The following is an 18,239-nucleotide window of genomic DNA, read 5'->3' as shown; positions in this document are numbered from 1 at the left end:
TTTATAATGAAGATAATATATTGAAAGGTGGGTTATATTCATGAAAAGAATATTACTAGGGGTATTAACTGTATTGGTCATTTCTGTGCTAGCAGCATGTGGAAATGACAAGAAAGAGGATGAGCATCATCATTCAGAACATAAGTCTTCTGATAAACCTCAAGCTTTGGAAGTTGCTTTAGATGTGCCTAAAGAAGCTAAAAGTGGTGAAGAAGTAGAGGTTTCAGCAAAAGTGACACTTGGTGATGAAAAAGTAAAAGATGCAGATGAAGTGATGTTTGAAATCGTTAAAGATGGGGACAAAAAATCTTCAGAAATGAAGAAAGTTAAAGAAAATAAAGATGGTGTATACACTTTAAAATATAAATTTAAAGAAGCGGGTCAATACAATGTAACAAGTCATGTTACTGCTAGAGATCAACACACAATGCCAAACAAAGATATTAATATAAAATAATTATAAAAGAGTGGTGGAATTTAATTCCATCACTCTTTTTTATAAATGGCATTGCATTTAGTCATATTCTTCATTACAATAGAGATAATGATAATCGTTATCAACTAAAGAGAAGTAGGGTGTGACATGGGAAAGTTTTTAATGCGTTTAGATGTTTTAATCATATTATTAGTAATTGCAACGTTCTTCTCTATTTTTATAGGTGTTTCAGAAGTAAAACCTTTACATATATTAAATTTAACTGACGAACAGAAGAACATTTTAGTGTCGAGTAGAATTCCGAGAACAGTCAGTATTATTATTTCAGGGAGTTCATTAGCTATTTGTGGACTGATTATGCAACAGTTAACAAGAAATAAATTCGTTTCTCCAACAACTGCAGGGACAATGGATTGGGCGAGATTAGGTATATTAATTTCTCTTATCGCGTTTCCAGAAGCCAATATACTACTTAAATTATTATTTGCTACATTATTAAGCTTATTTGGAACAATGCTATTTATGCAAATTCTCCGTAGAATTCAATTTAAAGATGTTATTTTTATACCTTTAGTTGGTATCATGCTCGGAAACATTGTGTCGAGTTTTTCTTCTTTTGTTGCATTACGTACAAATGCTGTACAAAGTATTGGTAATTTTATGCAAGGTAATTTCTCAATTATTACAAGCGGTAGATATGAAATTCTCTATATTAGTATTCCGTTATTGATTTTAGCGTTTATATTTGCGAATCAATTTACGATTGCTGGTATGGGTAAAGATTTCAGTGTGAATTTAGGACTTAATTATCAAAAAGTTGTCAATATTGGACTTATCATTGCATCAATTATTACAGCACTTGTTGTTGTAACAGTTGGTATGATGCCATTCTTAGGATTAATTATTCCTAACTTAGTTTCAATATTCAGAGGAGATCATTTGAAAAATGCATTGCCACATACAGCAGTATTTGGTGCATTGTTTGTGATGATTTGTGATGTCATAGGAAGATTAATTATATTCCCTTATGAAATTACAATTGGTTTAACAATAGGTGTGATTGGTAGTTTCATATTTATAGTATTGCTGATGAAAGGACGTTCAAGAAATGCTCAATAAATTAACCCCCATACATAAATTAATCCTTTTATCTGTGTTAACGCTATTAATTGCAGCACTTTATTTACTTTATAACATTAATCCTAATATATTGGAGTATCAATTAACCGGACGAGTTAGAAAAGTTATCGCAATGTTATTAGTAGGTGGCAGTATTGCAGTTTCGACGGTTATTTTCCAAACAATCACGAATAATAGAATTTTAACACCTTCCATTATTGGTTTAGATGCAGTCTATATGTTTATTAAAACGTCTTTAATATTTTTATTTGGTTCCACATCGACAGTCGTACTGAATAATCATCTTAACTTTTTAATTACATTGGTAGGTATGATTCTATTTAGTTTATTCTTATTCCAAATATTGTTTAGGTCTAAAGATCAAAATGTATTCTTCATATTACTATTAGGTATTGTTTTTGGAACATTCTTCTCTAGTTTCTCTAGTTTTATTGAAATGATGATAGATCCTGAAGAATTCTTATCAATACAAAGTGCAATGTTCGCGAGCTTTAGTGCAATAAATGAAGGTTTACTTACGATATCAGGCATTGTTTTATTAATTATGATATTCATTGCTTTTAAGATAAAGAACTACTTAGATGTATTGTCATTAGGAAGAGATCAAGCCATTAACCTTGGTGTTAATTATACAAATGTGACGAGATGGTTGATGGTTATGGTTGCACTACTTGTTACAATTTCAACAGCCCTTGTTGGACCCATTACATTTTTAGGTCTACTAGTCGTGAATTTAGCACATGAATTCATCAAAGAATTCGATCATAAATACATATTACCGGCTTCAATACTCATCAGTTGGATAAGCTTATTTTTAGGTCAATGGGTCGTGGAGCACGTGTTTGAAGGTAATACAGAAATTAGCATCATGATTAACTTTATAGGTGGCATTTACTTTATATTCTTAATTTTAAAGGAGCGTAATGTAGCATGATTAAAGTCGAAAGATTAACAAAAGCTTATCATCAGCATAAAGTTGTTGATGAAGTAGATATAGAAATTGAAAAAGGGAAAATCACATCATTCATAGGTCCAAACGGTGCAGGTAAAAGTACGGTCTTGGCTATGGTCAGCCGCTTAATTGATAAAGATAACGGTAAAATTACGATAGACGATCAAGATATCGCTTCAATGAAAAGTAATGAACTTGCTAAGAAACTAGCAATTTTAAAACAAGCTAATCATACAGAACTTAAGATTTCAGTAAGACAACTTGTGAGTTTCGGAAGATTTCCATATTCAAAAGGTAAATTAAAAAAAGAAGATCAAGCTATGATTGATAAAGCGCTAGATTATTTAGGACTCACTGAAATTCAAGATAAATACTTAAGTGAACTATCAGGCGGTCAAAGACAAAGAGCTTATATCGCGATGACGATAGCTCAAGATACAGAATACATTCTATTAGATGAACCATTAAACAATCTAGATATGAAACATTCTGTACAGATTATGAAAATCTTAAGAAGACTTGTGAAAGAAATGAACAAGACAATCGTAATTGTTATACATGATATTAATTTTGCTTCATGCTATTCAGATAGAATTATCGCGATCAAAGAAGGTAAAGTTGAAATCGCTGGTATTAAAAACGATGTTATTTGTGAAGATGTATTACGTGACATTTATGACTTAGAAATTAAAATTCAAGAAATTAATGGTCAACGTATTTGTGTCTATTTTGATGATGAATACATCGAAGAAGAAGAAATTAAAACATTAGCTATGTAGCAAAATTGATACAACATTGAAAGGAGTGATGTTCGTAGTTTGTTGGGCAATAGGGTTTTGGACACATAATTTATCATAATATTTGAAGGAGAGACATTGATAATGAAAAAAGTTTTCAGTTTTATTTTAATTGCAGTATTATCAGTTGTACTTGTAGCATGTGGAAGTAATTCAAGTAGTAAAGAAAAATCATCAAAAGGTGATACGAAGAGTGAGTCTAAAACAGTAGAAATCCAATCGAAATATCAAATTCGTGGTGAAAAGAAAGATGGCAGTGATTCAAAAACTATAGAAGACAAAGTTAAAGTACCTGTTAATCCTAAAAAAGTTGTAGTATTAGACTACGGTGCTTTAGATACAGTTGAAGCTTTAGGTGCTAAAGATGCAGTTAAAGGTGTACCTAAAGGTGAAGGTGGCGCATCATTACCAAAATTCTTAGATGCATTCAAAGGTGACGACATTGTAAACACAGGTTCAGTTAAAGAAGTAAACTACGATAAAGTTGCAGAAATTCAACCAGACTTAATCTTATTCTCTGGTCGTACAGCTGGAACTGAAGTACAAGATGAATTGAAAAAAGCAGCACCAGATGCAGCACGTTTATATGTTGGTGCAGATGATAGCAATTACTTAGAATCAGTAGAAGAAAACACAACTAACTTAGGTAAAATCTTCGACAAAGAAAGCAAAGCAAAAGAATTAAATGCTGATTTAGATAAAAAAGTAAAATCTGCTAAAGATAAAGCTAAAAAATCAGACGACAAAGCAATGTACTTATTAGTTAACGAAGGTGAATTATCTACATACGGTCCAGGAGCTAGATTTGGTAGCTTAATCTTTGATGTATTAGGTGTTACACCAGTAGATAAAGATATTAAAGCAAGCGGTCACGGACAACCAGTAAGTTATGAATATATCACTGAGAAAAACCCTGGAATCATCTATGCTATGGACAGAGGTCAAGCAATCGGTGGTAAATCAACTGCTAAGAAAGCATTATCAAACGACGTAATTAAAGATGTAGATGCAGTTAAGAACAATAAAGTTGTTAACGTAGATGCACAATTATGGTACTTAGCTTCAGGTGGCGTAAGAACAACTGAAAAACAAGTAGACGAAGTTATTAAAGGTTTAGAATAATAACATAAGAAAAGCATGGGACGCGATGTCCCATGCTTTTTTATTTATTCTAAAGGTTCTCCGATGATTCGAACTTCTCTTTTAAGTTCTACACCAAATTTTTCTTTAACGACTTTTTGAACGTGTTTAATGATGTTCTCATAGTCTGTAGCAGTTCCGTTATCAACATTAACGATAAATCCAGCATGTTTGGTAGAAACTTCTACACCACCTATTCTATGGCCTTGTAATTCAGCGTCTTGAATAAGTTTACCAGCAAAGTGGTTTGGTGGTCTTTGGAACACGCTTCCGCATGAAGGGTATTCTAAAGGCTGTTTATCTTCACGACGTTGTGTTAGATCATCCATAGTCGCTTGAATGGAATGAATGTCACCATCTTGCAATTTAAAAGTTGCTTCTAGTACGACTAGGTGTTTACGTTGAACAATACTTGTACGATAGTCCAATTCTAAGTCTTCACCTTTAATGATATGCAACTGACCAGTATCATCGACTGCTTTAATATGGTCGATACAATCTTTGACTTCACCGCCATATGCACCAGCGTTCATATATACTGCGCCACCGACAGATCCAGGTATACCACAGGCAAATTCTAAACCAGTTAAATGGTGATCTCTAGCACGTCTTGAAACATCAATAATTGCTGCACCGCTTCCACATGTAATAGATTGATTTTTCACCGTTATTTGATCGAATTGTAATAAGCTTATAACAATTCCTCTTATACCACCATCACGGATGATAATATTAGAACCATTCCCCAAAAATGTAAGTGGAATTTGATTGTTATAAGCAAATTCTATTATCTTTTGTACTTCTGTATAAGAAGTAGGTGATAAGTAGAAATCTGCATTGCCACCAGTTTTTGTGAAAGTATATTTTTTAAGTGGCTCATTTACTTTTATAAGGGATTTTGGGAGAAATTTAGAAAGCTCCTCCAAAATTGTATGATTCTCCAACGCACGACGTCCTTTCTGTATTATGCTCTCACACTATTATATCAAGATTTATCATCTTAAGCGAATGGGTTATTTTTTATGTTTTTGAACAAGTTGTTGAAACCATTTTTGTTTTTGAGCTTCGTAATCTTTTATACTATTTGCTTCAAGTAAAGCAGCTTTCTTAAATGATTCAAATGTTTGTATGACATCTGTATTATTTGTTAAAAGTGACTCTACAGTTAAATAATCATATAACATTTGATTGTTTTGTTCAACAATATGTAAACGTGCTGTTTGCTTCAAGCTTATCATGTCTTGGAATTGAGCCATCATGACTTTTTTATTGTAACCATTATGTAATCGATATATGCGGTGATAATTGAGTCTTTTTTCGTCAAGGCTTGTAATATCGTGAAGAGACTTAACTGTAACAAGTACATCTACGATAGGTTCTGTAACATATTGTGTTTGTTTCGTACCACCGATATGGAATACATCTATCACTGGCGTATCAAGTAAATGTATTAATAATTGTTGAATACTTTCAAAATTTAGTTTAAAATCATCTGATGATTGTAGTTGAATAAAGGGTTGTGGAAGTTTAAGCATAATAGCTCCTTTCTAAAATCCATGCATGAATATACTATATAACATTTTCATTATCCATGAAATTATGTATAATACAAGTGAAACAGGGGTGCAATGATGAAAATTAAATTATTTTATTTAATGATATTTGTTCTTGTTTTAATTATTGCAGCTTGTGGTAACGAATTACATTCAGATCTTCAAAAGTATAAAAGGGAAATGAAACCTATTTATAAAAAAGAGAATTCAATTCTGAAAGATATAGATAAATTAAGATTAAATCAGTTAGATCAACTTATTGGTACGGAAGTAACAGTTGAAAAACGTAAAGAATTGAATGAACTTCAAGATAAACTCGAAAAGCAAATTATACCTGAAGTTAAAGATCTTAGTAAACAAGCTCATAATATAAATGTAAGCACAAATGAGGTTCAAGATGCTCATAATATTTACATGAGTAATATAGCAAAGAAAGAAAAAACGTTAGAAGAATTAAATGAGTATATTTCATTATTTAAACAATCCATCCAATCTAATGAGAAAATATTAGATTATACAGATGTATTTGAACAGAATAAATCAGATGCAGAGAAAAATGCTAAATTAGCTAAAAATAATCCTGAAGATAAAGAAGATTATGATGCACTTGTTTCTGTTATTGATAAGAATAGTGAAGAATTAAGTACGAAAGCTAAATATTTAAATGATACTCAAAATGTGCAAGATAGAGCGGACTATATTGAGAAAGATATTATCCCGCTATTTTCTAAAAACATTAAATCGCTAAATCAAACGAATATTTCATCTAAACGTGTTAATCAAATGAGACAAGCTCAAATTGAAGTGTACTATACTTTAATTAATTACTATAAAGAACGTAAAAAAGGCATTCTTATTGAAGATAAACTTCAAAAAGTTCAAGTACAAAATGGCGTAAGTTCTCAATTTAGTTACTTAGGTAAAGATGAAAAGTACAACAAAGCGATAGAAAGATTAGATAAGTAAAACACACCAAAAACATTGTTTTATGTAATCGGTGTGTTTTATTTTATTGCTTATCAATTGGATCTTTAGGTTTGTCTTTGTTGCGCTTTGATAAATATATATTTTTACCTATAAGTGAAATGAACCATATAGAAAATGCTATTACAAGAATATACGATAATGCAGGTTGGTTTTTAAAATCAAATAAAAATAAGACAGAAATAATAAGTAAACATGCATTGATCGTATCAATCATACCCCATCTTTTAATAAGTACGGGTGAAGTATTTTTGGACAAATTTCGCACCTCCTTAATATATATTAACAAGTATACCAAAATTGTCTTGTGGTTAATATTATAGATTACGGGTAAAGATAATAAAGATAATTATTAAAAATAGAATTTGCCATATAAATGGATAAATGATATAGTGTTCAATTGTATTGGTTAAATTATGATAGAGGTGAATTAAAATGGTCGTGAAATTAACTTCCATCGATCAATTTGAAAAAGTACTCAATGATAATCCAAACGTATTTGTTATGAAACATAGCAGTACTTGTCCTATTTCAGCAAGTGCATATGATCAATTTAACAAATTCTTATATGAAAGAGATATGGATGGTTATTACTTAATTGTTCAAGAAGAAAGAGAATTGTCTGATTATATAGCTGATAAAACTGGAATCAAACATGAATCCCCACAAGCATTTTACTTTGTTAATGGTAATGCTGAATGGGATGCAGATCATGAAAATATCACAGTCGCAAGTTTATCGAAAGCAGAAGAGTAAGTGAAACATATGCAAACAGTCTGATTGGACTGTTTGTTTTTTTGTTAATTGAAGTAAAAAACAGTATAATGAATTAAGATAAAAAGCATGAGGTGAAAATTATGAGAGTATTAGTTGCGATGGATGAGTTTGATAGTATTTTATCTAGTTACCATGCAAATCGATTTGTCGAAGAAGCAATAAAGTCTCAATTTAATGAAGCAGATATAGTACAAGTCCCATTATTTAATGGTCAAAGAGAAGTTATAGATTCAGTATTATTATGGCAATCTGGCACTAAATATTCAGTGGATCATCATGACGCTTATATGAGACCAAAGTCGTCTTCATATGTTGTAACAGAGAAAGATATTATCGTTATAGAAGTGGGTAAAGTCTTAACTTCAAGTGAGGATATTATTAAACCACTTGAAACTTCATCATTTGGACTAGGAGAAGTGATTTTAGAAGCGCTGAATGAAGACAGCAAAGAGATGCTAATTTCAGTCGGTGATGTCGCAAGTTACGATGGTGGACTTGGTATGTTACAAGCATTAGGTGCTAAATTCTTTGATGCTGAAGGTAGTTTTATAGATGTTAGCAAAGGTGCTAAATGGATTAAATATATAAGAACAATTGATTTATATGATTTAGATAAAAGGTTAAAAGATAAAAATATCAAAGTCATAACAGACTTTGAATCGAAGTATTATGGTAAGAATAGTCGCATCATGAAAGAGCAAGCAATCAATCAAATTGCTATTGAAGATGCTGTCTCAATTGATAATGCTTTATGGTATATAAGTGAATTATTTAAGAACCAACATAAAATCTTATTAGGTAAAGAAGAACGCGGTGGTGCAGGAAGTGGCTTAGCTGCCTTGTTTAATAGTCTATGGGACGCGCAACTTGTTACAGGTGGAGATGTCGTAAATGAGCTTACTTATTTAGATAAGTTGATTGAACAAGCTGACTTAATCGTATTCGGTGAAGGATTGAAACCTAATCAACAATTGTTAGAAACGACATCTGTTAGAATTGCTGAACTTTGTAACAAATATCAAAAAGTCAATATTGCGATATGCGCAACAGATGAAAAGTTTGATCAATACTTAGAACAAGATGTAACAGCAATGTATAAAGTATTTAATAAAGATCAATATTCAATGAGTGATTTAGAATTAGGTATAGCTTTAAGACATTTAACAACACAATCGCTAAGATTATTAAAAGCTAATATATAAAAATAAGAGCCTGAGACACTGTAATTGTCTCAGGCTCTTATATATTGTTTTAAGACTGTTGTTCAAATTCTGATACGATACCGACTATCGTATGGACTGCTTTTTCCATAACATCAATAGAAGCATACTCAAATGGTCCGTGGAAGTTTGCGCCACCTGTAAATAAATTAGGTGTTGGTAATCCCATGAATGAGAGTTGTGAACCGTCTGTACCACCTCTAATAGGTTCAATAATAGGTGTCATACCTAATGATTTAATAACTTTCTCAGGTATGTTTACAAGTTCAGGTTGTGGTTTGATTTTTTCACCCATATTGTAATACTGATCTTTGATTGTTACAGTAATCAATTCTTGATCATATTTATGATTTAATACTTTTGCGATATCTAATAAATGATTTTTTCTACGTTCGAACTGTGCTTTATCATGATCGCGAATAATATATTGTAGCGTTGCTTTCTCAACAGTACCTGACATGTCAGATAAGTGATAGAAGCCCTCATAGCCTTCAGTATGTTCAGGTACTTCATCACTAGGCAATTGGTCATTAAATGCCATTGCTAAAGTATTAGCATTAACCATTACATCTTTAGCAGAACCTGGATGTACGTTTACACCGTTAACTTCAACGACTGCAGAAGCGGCATTAAAGCTTTCGTATTGTAATTCGCCTTCTAAACTACCATCTAAAGTATAAGCAAAATCAGCGTTAAATCGTTCAACATCAAAATGATGTGGACCTCTACCAATTTCTTCATCTGGTGTAAAGCTGAATCTAATCTTGCCGTGTTTGATTTCAGGATGTTCTAATAAGTAAATGATCGCTTCCATAATCTCAACGACACCAGCTTTATCATCAGCGCCTAGTAAAGTTGTACCGTCTGTTGTCATTAATGTATGACCAATCACTTTTTCAAGTTGTGGGAAAGTCTTCGCGCTTAATACTTTATCAGTATTACCGAGTGTAATATCTTCTCCGTTATATTGCTCTACAATAACAGGATTAACATTTGATGCATGGTAATCTGGAGACGTATCAATATGTGCCAATAACCCTATAGTAGGTACATCCTTTTCTGTATTTGACGGTAAAGTGGCCATTAAATACCCTTTATCGTCTACGTCAACTTCAAGATTTAATGCTTTAATTTCTTCTTCGAGCATACGGATTAAATCCCATTGCTTTTCAGTAGATGGTGTACTTTCACTTGCTGCATCAGCTTGTGTATCTACTTTTACATATCTTGTTAATCGATCAATTAGACGTTGTTTCAAATTGCTCGCTCCCTTTACATCTATTTACGTTATTTATTATACGCTTTTTTGTTTCTTAGAAGCAAAAGAATGTTTTGCTCTGACATAGATTTGAAAAATGATTTCAGAGCATAAAATACCAAACGCGATCGCACCAGAAATAAGCGTCGCTTGTAGTGTTGTATTAATGGCAACATCATAATTGTTGATTACTAAGTTTTTAGTTGCATCATACGCTAAGCCTCCTGGAACGAGAGGGATAATACCGGCAACTATAAAGATAATCATTGGACGCTTGTAATAGCGACTCATAATATGACTCATTAACGCTAAGGCAAAGCTACCATAGAATGATGCTTGTACTTTATCGATGCCAAAGTCTAACGAAATGGTATAAATCATCCAGCCCATCGCACCAACAATACCACATGCTATTAATAGTCTCTTAGGTGCATTAAAAATGACAGAGAAAAATAACGTTGCGGTAAAACTTAACAAAATTTGATATATATAATCTAGCATTTAAAGCACCTCCTTAACTAAGTAGTAATACGATTGCAACACCAGCACCAATAGCAAATGCCGTAAGTGCCGCTTCTACACCTTTAGATATACCTGCAAGCAACTGTCCTGCCATTAAGTCTCTGATTGCATTTGTAATCAAGACACCTGGTACAAGTGGCATAACAGACGCGATTGTAATTAAGCTTAAATTCACGCCAATAAAGAAATTCACACTAATGGTTGCGATTGTAGCAATAATTAATGAACTAATAAATTCTGTGAAGAATTTAATTCTAATCGTATTATGGACGAGGGACATCGTTAAATATCCAACACCACCTGCAATCAATGAAGGGATGACTTCAGCTTGTTTACCACCAAACATAGGTAAGAAACAGGCTGATGCTATCGCTGCAGCTAATACTTTTAACCAAAATGGAAATTGTAATGAAGCATGATGTAAATGGATCAGCTCTGATTTAGCTTCATCAATCGTGAGTTCATTGTTAGCTATCTTACGTGATATTTGATTCGTTAAAGAAATTTTCTCTAAATCGGTCGTACGTTCATCTATTCTAATCAGACGTGTGTTTGTTCTGTCATTAAGCGAGAATATAATCGCGGTAGATGTTACAAAGCTATGTGTATTTTCTAAACCATAACTTGTAGCGATTCTTGCCATTGTATCTTCAACTCGATATGTTTCTGCGCCACTTTCTAAAAGTATGCGACCGGCAGTCATGACAACATCAATGATTTTATTTTCATCTATAATCGTGAAGTCTTGTATCTCTTCCATAGTAACCTCCAGTTTCGTATTGAATTTTATGTAAATAATCAAATTAAAAACAATTCAACAAAAAACATAGAATTGCTAGAGGCAATTCTATGTTCAGTTTATAACTTAATAATTGGATTGAACATTACTTTGTTTTGACCTTGTAATTTGGCTTCATGTAACATATCATCCGCATCTTTAAATACGCGACGTTTCGATTTGTTATCTTGCTCACTTAAATAGCCTACACCAATTGAAACAGATAGTTTAATTGTTTCTTTGTTAGGTAAGTGGAAAGTAGATTGTTGAACGCTATCTCTAATGCTTTCCGCTAATTTAATAGCACTATCTAATGTTTCGCCAACAAGAATAATTGAAAATTCTTCTCCGCCGTTACGAAAAGCTTTAACATCTTTAGGTAAATAGTTGATTAACAATTGCGACATTTGTTTTAAGACCGCGTCTCCAGCCTTATGAGAATATGCATCGTTCACGTCTTTAAATCCATCAATATCAATCAATAATAATGCCATAGATTGGTCTTGTTCAGTTATTTGTTCAGTCGTCTTATTTAAATAGCGATCGAACTCTTTAACATTTCCTAAACCTGTTAAGTAATCAACGGATTCTTCATTTTCATATCTTGAAATTAAATTTTTCAAGATCCAAATGTCTCTATAAACACTTGCACTAATAATACTTAGGATAAAGGAAACTGGCACAAGAAACAACCATTCATTGAGCCATGCATCAGGATTTAAAAAGATAAGTGTTATCGCAATAATCATAATGCTGATTAAATACAATAATTGAATACTCACGAAATCACTTTGTTTAAGAAAAGGACCTATCATCCCAACAACAATTGCAATAATCAGTAAATGGATATCTTCTAAAAAAGGTGTACCCATTACAAATATGTCAAATAGTACAATAACTACGGCACTTAAAACAGAATAAAATAAATTAGTAAATCTTCCTAAGAAGAGAATAGGTATAAAACTTAAAGAGAATGCATAGTCATGATACTGTATAGGATTAGATATTAATAATATTGAAACACCAGTCATTAAGATGGTGATATAATTTTGTGAAAAAGTCACAGTTCTCGTTTCGCTATATTGTATTCGATGGTATAGATAAAATGCTGCAATAGTTACAGATATATTGAATATAATTGCTTGTATCATTTAACACCATCCTTCATTTAGTAAGCCATATGATATTGTAATCTATTAGATTGCTTTTGTCACGATATAACAGGTTATTTTGTTAAAAAAGTTTCTTTTTTCACATGTTTGCTTATAAAGTTAGTTTATACGTAAAAATATTTGATTTCAAAAATGTGGTATACTATTGTTTTTATAGCATGTAGAATGAAATTTTGATATTCTAGAAGTAATGTTTTAATCAAATTCGGTGCAACTACAAAATGAAGGTGACTCAATGTTTACTTTACAACTAATATTACTAACTATGATTGTAAGTTTAATACTAACACCTTTAGTTATCGTTCTTTCTATTAAAATTGGTGCTGTTGATATGCCAAATGTTAGAAAAGTTCATACTAAACCCGTATCAGTATTAGGTGGCTCAGTCATTTTAATATCTTTTCTCATCGGTTTATGGTGGGGGAAACCAGTAGAACATGAAACAATTCCTATTATATTAGGTGCGATTGTTATCTATATTATAGGATTAGTAGATGATTTGTATGATATGAAACCACTTGTTAAATTAGCAGGTCAAATTGCTGTATCTTTAATCGTCGTTTTTAACCACGTCACATTAGATTTTATTACATTACCATTTGGTGTAGTAATTGAATTTGGAATCTTTAGTATTCCAATGACAATCTTCTGGGTTGTTGCAGTAATGAATGCAATCAACTTAATAGACGGTTTAGATGGCTTAGCTTCAGGCATATCATGTATCGCTTTAGTAACAATAGGATTTATCGCAATATTACAGCAGAACATCTTTATTATGATGATATGTAGTGTGTTAATAGGATCATTATTAGGATTCTTAGTATTTAACTCACATCCTGCTAAAATTTTCTTAGGTGACAGTGGGGCATTACTATTAGGTTATATAATCGGTGTGTTATCACTATTAGGTTTTAAGAACATTACATTAATATCGCTATTCTTCCCAATGGTTATACTAGCAGTACCATTTATCGATATGTTATTTGCAGTAATACGTAGACTACATAATCGTCAATCTATCGTTCAGGCAGATAAATCGCATTTACACCATAGATTATTAGATTTAGGCTATACACATAGGCAAACCGTCATATTAATTTATATGATTGCCATCTTATTCAGCATATCAAGTGTCATCCTTTATTTATCACCACCATACGGCGTATTAATGATGTTTATAATGATATTAATAACAATAGAATTAATAGTAGAATTTACAGGACTCGTAAATGCAAATTACAGACCAATATTAAACTTATTAACAAGAACAAAGTATAAAAAAGAACGCTAATGTCGATTAGCGTTCTTCTTCTTTATTATATGGAAATGGTAGTGCGATGATATCTTGTCTGTTTAATTCGTACTTACCTTGGTTGACTTCGTTTAGGAAATCAATAAATGGTTCTTCTTCTGATGCTATTACATGTATGGTGTATGTTACTTTGTCTGTATATGCAGTATCTACAAGTTGATAATCAGTTTGTTGTAACTCATGCTCGAAGCGTCCTGTTTGATCATAGTCTAATGTTACTTCGAATGGTATTGCATCTAATAAAATAATTCTGCCGACTTCTTTAATAACTTGGCTGACTGCACTTCCATATGCACGTATTAATCCACCTGCGCCTAATTTAATACCACCAAAATATCTTGTAACGACAACAACAACATTATGGAGTTGTTGTTTTTTTAATACTTCTAACATAGGCACGCCTGCTGTTCCTGATGGTTCACCATCATCATTTGCTTTTTGGATAAGCATTGTAGGACCGATAACATAGCTAGAACAATTATGTGTTGCATCATGATGTTCTTTTTTCTTTTGTTGTATGAATGCTTTCGCTTCTTCTTCAGTTTCTGCAGGATGAATGCTCGCGATAAATCTCGATTTATTAATGACAATTTCAGTTTCATGTGCTGATTTGATTGTAATTAGTCCTTCTGCCATGTTAATACTTCTCCCTTTACATCGTAATCTGTTACGATTATTATATACTATTGAAATTAGTCGGGAAAGGATTGTATGAATTGAAGAATAAATTATTGATGTTGTGCTTAGTGTTGTCTATCGTGTTAGCAGCTTGTGGATCCAAAGAAGAGGAGAAACAAACGACTGACGAAGCGGATGATAGTCAAGGTGTCCTATTAGATGACAAAGGAAATCCGAAAGATGCGATTCAAGTAAATAAAGATACTGAAAAAGCAGTCAAAGAAGCTATTGAAAAAAATAGAAAATCTTTAAATGATGGTGATGTAGAAGCTTACATTAAAACAATCGACACAGATTCAAAACAACTAGACGTTAAAGAGGAAGAAAAAGTGTTGAAAGATACACTTAAAAGTTATAAATTCGATAAAAAAATATCCAATATTAAGTTTTTAGAACAGAAAAAAGATCAAGTGGTTGTATTCTATAATGTGGAAACAACAGCTCATCCTAAGAATGGAAGTAAAGATGAGAAAAAAACATTTAACGAAGTTGTGACGCTTGTTAAAAAGGACGGCACATATAAATTTTCTAAAATGGCACAGGCAGCAATTTAGTTCATAAACTTCTTTTCAAATAACCAAGAATTAGATATGATGAGTATGGAAGAGAATCAAGGAGGATAATTTTATGAAGATTGCTGTTATAACAGATTCAACAGCATATTTAGATCAAGCATATATAGATAAATATAATATTAGAACAATGGCGCTTAATGTTATATTTAATGATGAAGTTTATAAAGAATTGTCAGAGATAAGTACAGAAGATTTCTATAAAAGAATGAGAAATGAAAAACAATTACCGACAACATCTCAACCAGCTATGGGTCAATATGTGGAATTACTTGAGAGTTTGAGAGACGAAGGATATACAGATGTGATTGCAGTTCACTTATCAAGTGGCATAAGTGGTACATATCAAACAGCTGTGACGTTAAACGATATGGTAGAAGGTATAAACGTACATGCATTTGATTCTGAAATCTCTTGTTCAGTACAAGGTTTCTATGCTTTAAAAGCAGCTCAACTTATCGAACAAGGTATGACAGTTATTGATAATATTCTAGAACAATTAGAGACTATGAAACAAACAACTAATGCATATTTTATAGTAGATGATTTAAATAACTTGAAAAAAGGTGGCCGCTTAAATAGTGCACAAGCATTAGTTGGCACGATGTTACAAGTGAAACCATTGTTACACTTCGTTGATACAAAAATTGTCCCTTACGATAGAGTGAGAACAAAGAAAAGAGCAATGAAACGTATTGAAGAACAATTAGCTAAAGAAGTTGAAGGTTATAAAAACTTATCTATTGTTATTATTGAAGGAAATGATAAAGAGACAGCACTTTCTTGGAAAGCGCAAGTTGAAGAACAATTCCCTGATGCACAAATTATAATGAGTTATTTTGGACCAGTAATTGGGACGCATTTAGGAGAAGGTTCATTAGGTTTAGGATTCACAACGACCGAATTAGATTTAAGTATATAATATAACTACATCACAAAAAGCCCAGGCTTTTTGTGCTTTTTTTATGGAGGTTAGTATGAAATTATACGGACGTATATGCCGAGATTTAAATGATATAACGACTGAAAAAGTTAAATATACTAAACCTGGCGTGTCTTTAGTTCAAGGTAAATATATTTGTAATCAGTGTGGAAACAAAGATCAAACATTGTTTTATCAATATTTTTGCCACCATTGCAAGCAAATTACAACCTATTGCAGATATTGTATTGCACTTGGTAAAGTTCAAAGTTGTAAAGACATTTATTTCATTGAGAGTTTGCAAGAAAAATCAGAATGTCGTTATCAATTGGATTTTGAATTAAGTGAACAGCAACAACTCGCATCCTCTAAAATTAAAGACGCTATTTTAAAGCAAGATCATTTATTATTGCATGCTGTGACAGGTGCAGGTAAGACAGAAATGATCTTTGAAGGTATATCGCAAGCCCGAAAAAATGGTATGAATGTTGCAGTTGTATCACCAAGAGTAGATGTCGTGAAAGAAGTTTATTTAAGGTTGATAAACGCATTTAAAGATGAGCACATTGATTTAATGTATGAAGGACAATTCGCTCAGTTTAACAGTTCGTTTGTCGTATCGACCGTTCATCAACTTATACGCTATGACGGACATTTTAATGTGGTCATCGTTGATGAGGTAGATGCATTTCCGTTAGAAATGGATAATCAACTGATGCATACTATTCGAAAAGCTTCTTCAGAAAAATCTAGTCATATTTATTTAACTGCTACACCTAACAAGCAACTCCTTTCTAAATTTAATCACAATCAAATAATTAAACTCCCCGCAAGATATCACAAACATCCATTACCAGTTCCAGAATTTCAATTTAATAACATTAAAGAAAATAAACTCAATCAGAAGTTACTTGCGTTTCTTAAATCCCAAATAGAACAAAATAGAAAGACATTTGTCTTTTTTCATAATATTGATTATATGGAACAAATATTTAAAGTGTTTCAATGTTACTTTTCAAAAATTGAATATGTATCCAGTCATGATGAGATGAGGCATAAAAAGGTGACACGTTTAAGAAATGATGAAATAGACATTATGTTTACGACGACAATATTAGAAAGAGGCGTTACGTTAGAAAAACTAGATGTCGTCATCGTGCACACAGAAAAGTTTACAAGTAGTGCCATCATTCAAATTGCAGGTCGTGTTGGTCGAAAATTATCTTGTCCGAGTGGCAAGGTGTTGTGTTATCACGAAGGTATCACACGAAATATGATACAGGCGAAGCGTGAAATTATTGAAATGAATGATTTAGCACGAGAGAAAGGATGGTTAATTTGAATAAGTGCATAATTTGTCAAAATCATATCAATGAAGTGATCGATTTGTTAAATCTTTTTTCAAGGCAATCTACAACATGTGAGCAATGTGCCAATCAATTAACATTTAATCATGAAGCAAGACGATGCGAAAAATGCTTAAAAATAATGTCTGAAGAAGAGGAGGATTGCTTAGATTGTCAGTGGCTTTCAAATAAATATCCATTAATTAATCAACTATATACCTTGTATGACTATGATGGTCTTGTCAAAGCGCTCATACAACAATATAAGTTAAATGGGGATGTTGCACTCAATCAAGTATTTCAATTACCACCGAAATTATTTAAACATTATGATTATGTTATTCCGGCACCTATTCATCCTAATAAGTTAGAGCAGCGAACATTCGATCATGTAACAACGGTATTGGATAATCAAAAAATTAAATATATACAGATTTATGAAACTGAAGAAAGGCAAAAGCAATCAGAATTAACTAAATTAGAAAGGTCATCTCAACATAATCCATTTAAAATAAATAAGGACATAGACTTTGAAAATAAGAGAATATTACTCGTAGATGATATTTATACAACAGGGTTAACCATGCATCGCTTAGCGGAACTTTTATTTATTAGAAAAATCAGAAAAATAGATGCCTTAACATTTGCAAGAGCGGTAAATAATGATAAAATATAGGTAG

21 protein-coding genes are annotated in these 18,239 nt (G+C 32.0%); 13 read left to right on the top strand and 8 right to left on the bottom strand.

What is annotated here, in order from left to right:
• The first annotated feature begins 40 nt into the window (after positions 1 to 40).
• The 5 genes from LQ693_RS01730 (at position 41) to LQ693_RS01710 (ending at position 4,447) form a co-directional block, all read left to right on the top strand.
• Complete coding sequence (locus tag LQ693_RS01730; RefSeq protein ID WP_103362203.1) at positions 41 to 457, top strand: FixH family protein; 417 nt, start codon at positions 41 to 43, stop codon at positions 455 to 457.
• 126 nt (positions 458 to 583) lie between these two features.
• Positions 584 to 1,555: an ABC transporter permease gene (locus LQ693_RS01725; RefSeq protein WP_025905417.1), complete on the top strand. Its 972-nt coding sequence runs from the start codon at positions 584 to 586 to the stop codon at positions 1,553 to 1,555.
• Positions 1,545 to 2,510 (top strand): iron chelate uptake ABC transporter family permease subunit, encoded by a 966-nt coding sequence (locus LQ693_RS01720; RefSeq protein ID WP_103362205.1) that lies wholly within the window; start codon positions 1,545 to 1,547, stop codon positions 2,508 to 2,510. The genes LQ693_RS01725 and LQ693_RS01720 overlap by 11 nt, the downstream gene beginning before the upstream one ends.
• Complete coding sequence (locus LQ693_RS01715) at positions 2,507 to 3,307, top strand: iron ABC transporter ATP-binding protein (protein ID WP_119493800.1); 801 nt, start codon at positions 2,507 to 2,509, stop codon at positions 3,305 to 3,307. Before LQ693_RS01720 ends, LQ693_RS01715 begins: the two co-directional genes overlap by 4 nt.
• A 102-nt stretch (positions 3,308 to 3,409) precedes the next feature.
• Positions 3,410 to 4,447: a ferrated catecholamine ABC transporter substrate-binding lipoprotein SstD gene (locus LQ693_RS01710; RefSeq protein WP_025905420.1), complete on the top strand. Its 1,038-nt coding sequence runs from the start codon at positions 3,410 to 3,412 to the stop codon at positions 4,445 to 4,447.
• 44 nt (positions 4,448 to 4,491) lie between these two features.
• Here LQ693_RS01710 and murB read toward each other — a convergent pair whose 3' ends face one another.
• Together murB and LQ693_RS01700 are read right to left on the bottom strand one after the other, a co-directional pair.
• Positions 4,492 to 5,409, bottom strand: a complete 918-nt coding sequence (gene murB / locus LQ693_RS01705) for a UDP-N-acetylmuramate dehydrogenase (protein ID WP_025905421.1) — start codon at positions 5,407 to 5,409, stop codon at positions 4,492 to 4,494.
• A 69-nt stretch (positions 5,410 to 5,478) separates the two neighbouring features.
• Positions 5,479 to 6,000, bottom strand: coding sequence for a GrpB family protein (locus LQ693_RS01700; RefSeq protein ID WP_107596544.1), 522 nt, complete (start codon positions 5,998 to 6,000; stop codon positions 5,479 to 5,481).
• 96 nt (positions 6,001 to 6,096) lie between these two features.
• On the opposite strand from LQ693_RS01700, the gene LQ693_RS01695 reads away from it, so the two are divergent.
• Complete coding sequence (locus LQ693_RS01695; RefSeq protein WP_103361492.1) at positions 6,097 to 6,984, top strand: EMYY motif lipoprotein; 888 nt, start codon at positions 6,097 to 6,099, stop codon at positions 6,982 to 6,984.
• A 43-nt stretch (positions 6,985 to 7,027) separates the two neighbouring features.
• Here the strand turns inward: LQ693_RS01695 and LQ693_RS01690 are convergent, their stop codons facing one another.
• Positions 7,028 to 7,261 carry a hypothetical protein gene (locus tag LQ693_RS01690; RefSeq protein ID WP_025905424.1) on the bottom strand — a complete coding sequence of 78 codons (234 nt, stop codon included), beginning with the start codon at positions 7,259 to 7,261 and terminating at the stop codon, positions 7,028 to 7,030.
• A gap of 176 nt (positions 7,262 to 7,437) precedes the next feature.
• Here LQ693_RS01690 and ytxJ point away from each other — a divergent pair, with 176 nt between their 5' ends.
• Together ytxJ and LQ693_RS01680 are read left to right on the top strand one after the other, a co-directional pair.
• Positions 7,438 to 7,758 (top strand): bacillithiol system redox-active protein YtxJ, encoded by a 321-nt coding sequence (gene ytxJ / locus LQ693_RS01685; protein ID WP_025905425.1) that lies wholly within the window; start codon positions 7,438 to 7,440, stop codon positions 7,756 to 7,758.
• Between the two features lie 101 nt (positions 7,759 to 7,859).
• A complete protein-coding gene (locus LQ693_RS01680) occupies positions 7,860 to 8,981 on the top strand; it encodes a glycerate kinase (protein ID WP_239703047.1) in 1,122 nt (373 codons plus the stop codon).
• Positions 8,982 to 9,030: 49 nt separating this feature from the next.
• Here LQ693_RS01680 and pepT read toward each other — a convergent pair whose 3' ends face one another.
• The 4 genes from pepT to gdpS all read right to left on the bottom strand — a co-directional run bounded on the left by pepT (position 9,031) and on the right by gdpS (position 12,708).
• Positions 9,031 to 10,257, bottom strand: coding sequence for a peptidase T (gene pepT, locus LQ693_RS01675; protein ID WP_025905427.1), 1,227 nt, complete (start codon positions 10,255 to 10,257; stop codon positions 9,031 to 9,033).
• Positions 10,258 to 10,293: 36 nt separating this feature from the next.
• Positions 10,294 to 10,758: a threonine/serine exporter family protein gene (locus tag LQ693_RS01670; RefSeq protein WP_025905428.1), complete on the bottom strand. Its 465-nt coding sequence runs from the start codon at positions 10,756 to 10,758 to the stop codon at positions 10,294 to 10,296.
• Positions 10,759 to 10,771: 13 nt separating this feature from the next.
• Positions 10,772 to 11,539 (bottom strand): threonine/serine exporter family protein, encoded by a 768-nt coding sequence (locus tag LQ693_RS01665; RefSeq protein WP_107565265.1) that lies wholly within the window; start codon positions 11,537 to 11,539, stop codon positions 10,772 to 10,774.
• Positions 11,540 to 11,637: 98 nt separating this feature from the next.
• Positions 11,638 to 12,708: a GGDEF domain-containing protein GdpS gene (gdpS, locus tag LQ693_RS01660; RefSeq protein ID WP_037588737.1), complete on the bottom strand. Its 1,071-nt coding sequence runs from the start codon at positions 12,706 to 12,708 to the stop codon at positions 11,638 to 11,640.
• A gap of 256 nt (positions 12,709 to 12,964) precedes the next feature.
• Here gdpS and LQ693_RS01655 point away from each other — a divergent pair, with 256 nt between their 5' ends.
• Positions 12,965 to 14,020: a glycosyltransferase family 4 protein gene (locus tag LQ693_RS01655; RefSeq protein WP_025905431.1), complete on the top strand. Its 1,056-nt coding sequence runs from the start codon at positions 12,965 to 12,967 to the stop codon at positions 14,018 to 14,020.
• Between the two features lie 6 nt (positions 14,021 to 14,026).
• Here the strand turns inward: LQ693_RS01655 and LQ693_RS01650 are convergent, their stop codons facing one another.
• Positions 14,027 to 14,677, bottom strand: a complete 651-nt coding sequence (locus LQ693_RS01650; RefSeq protein ID WP_025904518.1) for a YigZ family protein — start codon at positions 14,675 to 14,677, stop codon at positions 14,027 to 14,029.
• An 80-nt stretch (positions 14,678 to 14,757) separates the two neighbouring features.
• On the opposite strand from LQ693_RS01650, the gene LQ693_RS01645 reads away from it, so the two are divergent.
• From LQ693_RS01645 to LQ693_RS01630, 4 genes are all read left to right on the top strand, one after another.
• Positions 14,758 to 15,273, top strand: a complete 516-nt coding sequence (locus LQ693_RS01645; protein WP_107565263.1) for a hypothetical protein — start codon at positions 14,758 to 14,760, stop codon at positions 15,271 to 15,273.
• 73 nt (positions 15,274 to 15,346) lie between these two features.
• Complete coding sequence (fakB1, locus tag LQ693_RS01640; protein WP_107565262.1) at positions 15,347 to 16,213, top strand: fatty acid kinase binding subunit FakB1; 867 nt, start codon at positions 15,347 to 15,349, stop codon at positions 16,211 to 16,213.
• Positions 16,214 to 16,268: 55 nt separating this feature from the next.
• The gene (locus LQ693_RS01635) at positions 16,269 to 17,555 is read left to right on the top strand and encodes a DEAD/DEAH box helicase family protein (RefSeq protein ID WP_239703048.1); all 1,287 of its coding nucleotides are present in this window, start codon (positions 16,269 to 16,271) and stop codon (positions 17,553 to 17,555) included.
• Entirely contained in the window at positions 17,552 to 18,235 is a 684-nt protein-coding gene (locus LQ693_RS01630; RefSeq protein WP_107565261.1) for a ComF family protein, read from the top strand. The genes LQ693_RS01635 and LQ693_RS01630 overlap by 4 nt, the downstream gene beginning before the upstream one ends.
• The last annotated feature ends 4 nt before the right edge of the window (positions 18,236 to 18,239 follow it).

It is taken from the genome of Mammaliicoccus sp. B-M6 (assembly GCF_022386965.1).
In the GTDB taxonomy this organism is placed as follows: domain Bacteria; phylum Bacillota; class Bacilli; order Staphylococcales; family Staphylococcaceae; genus Mammaliicoccus; species Mammaliicoccus sciuri_A.
The sequence above is the reverse complement of the archived record's forward strand: the minus strand, read 5'-3'. Positions and strand labels throughout refer to the sequence as shown.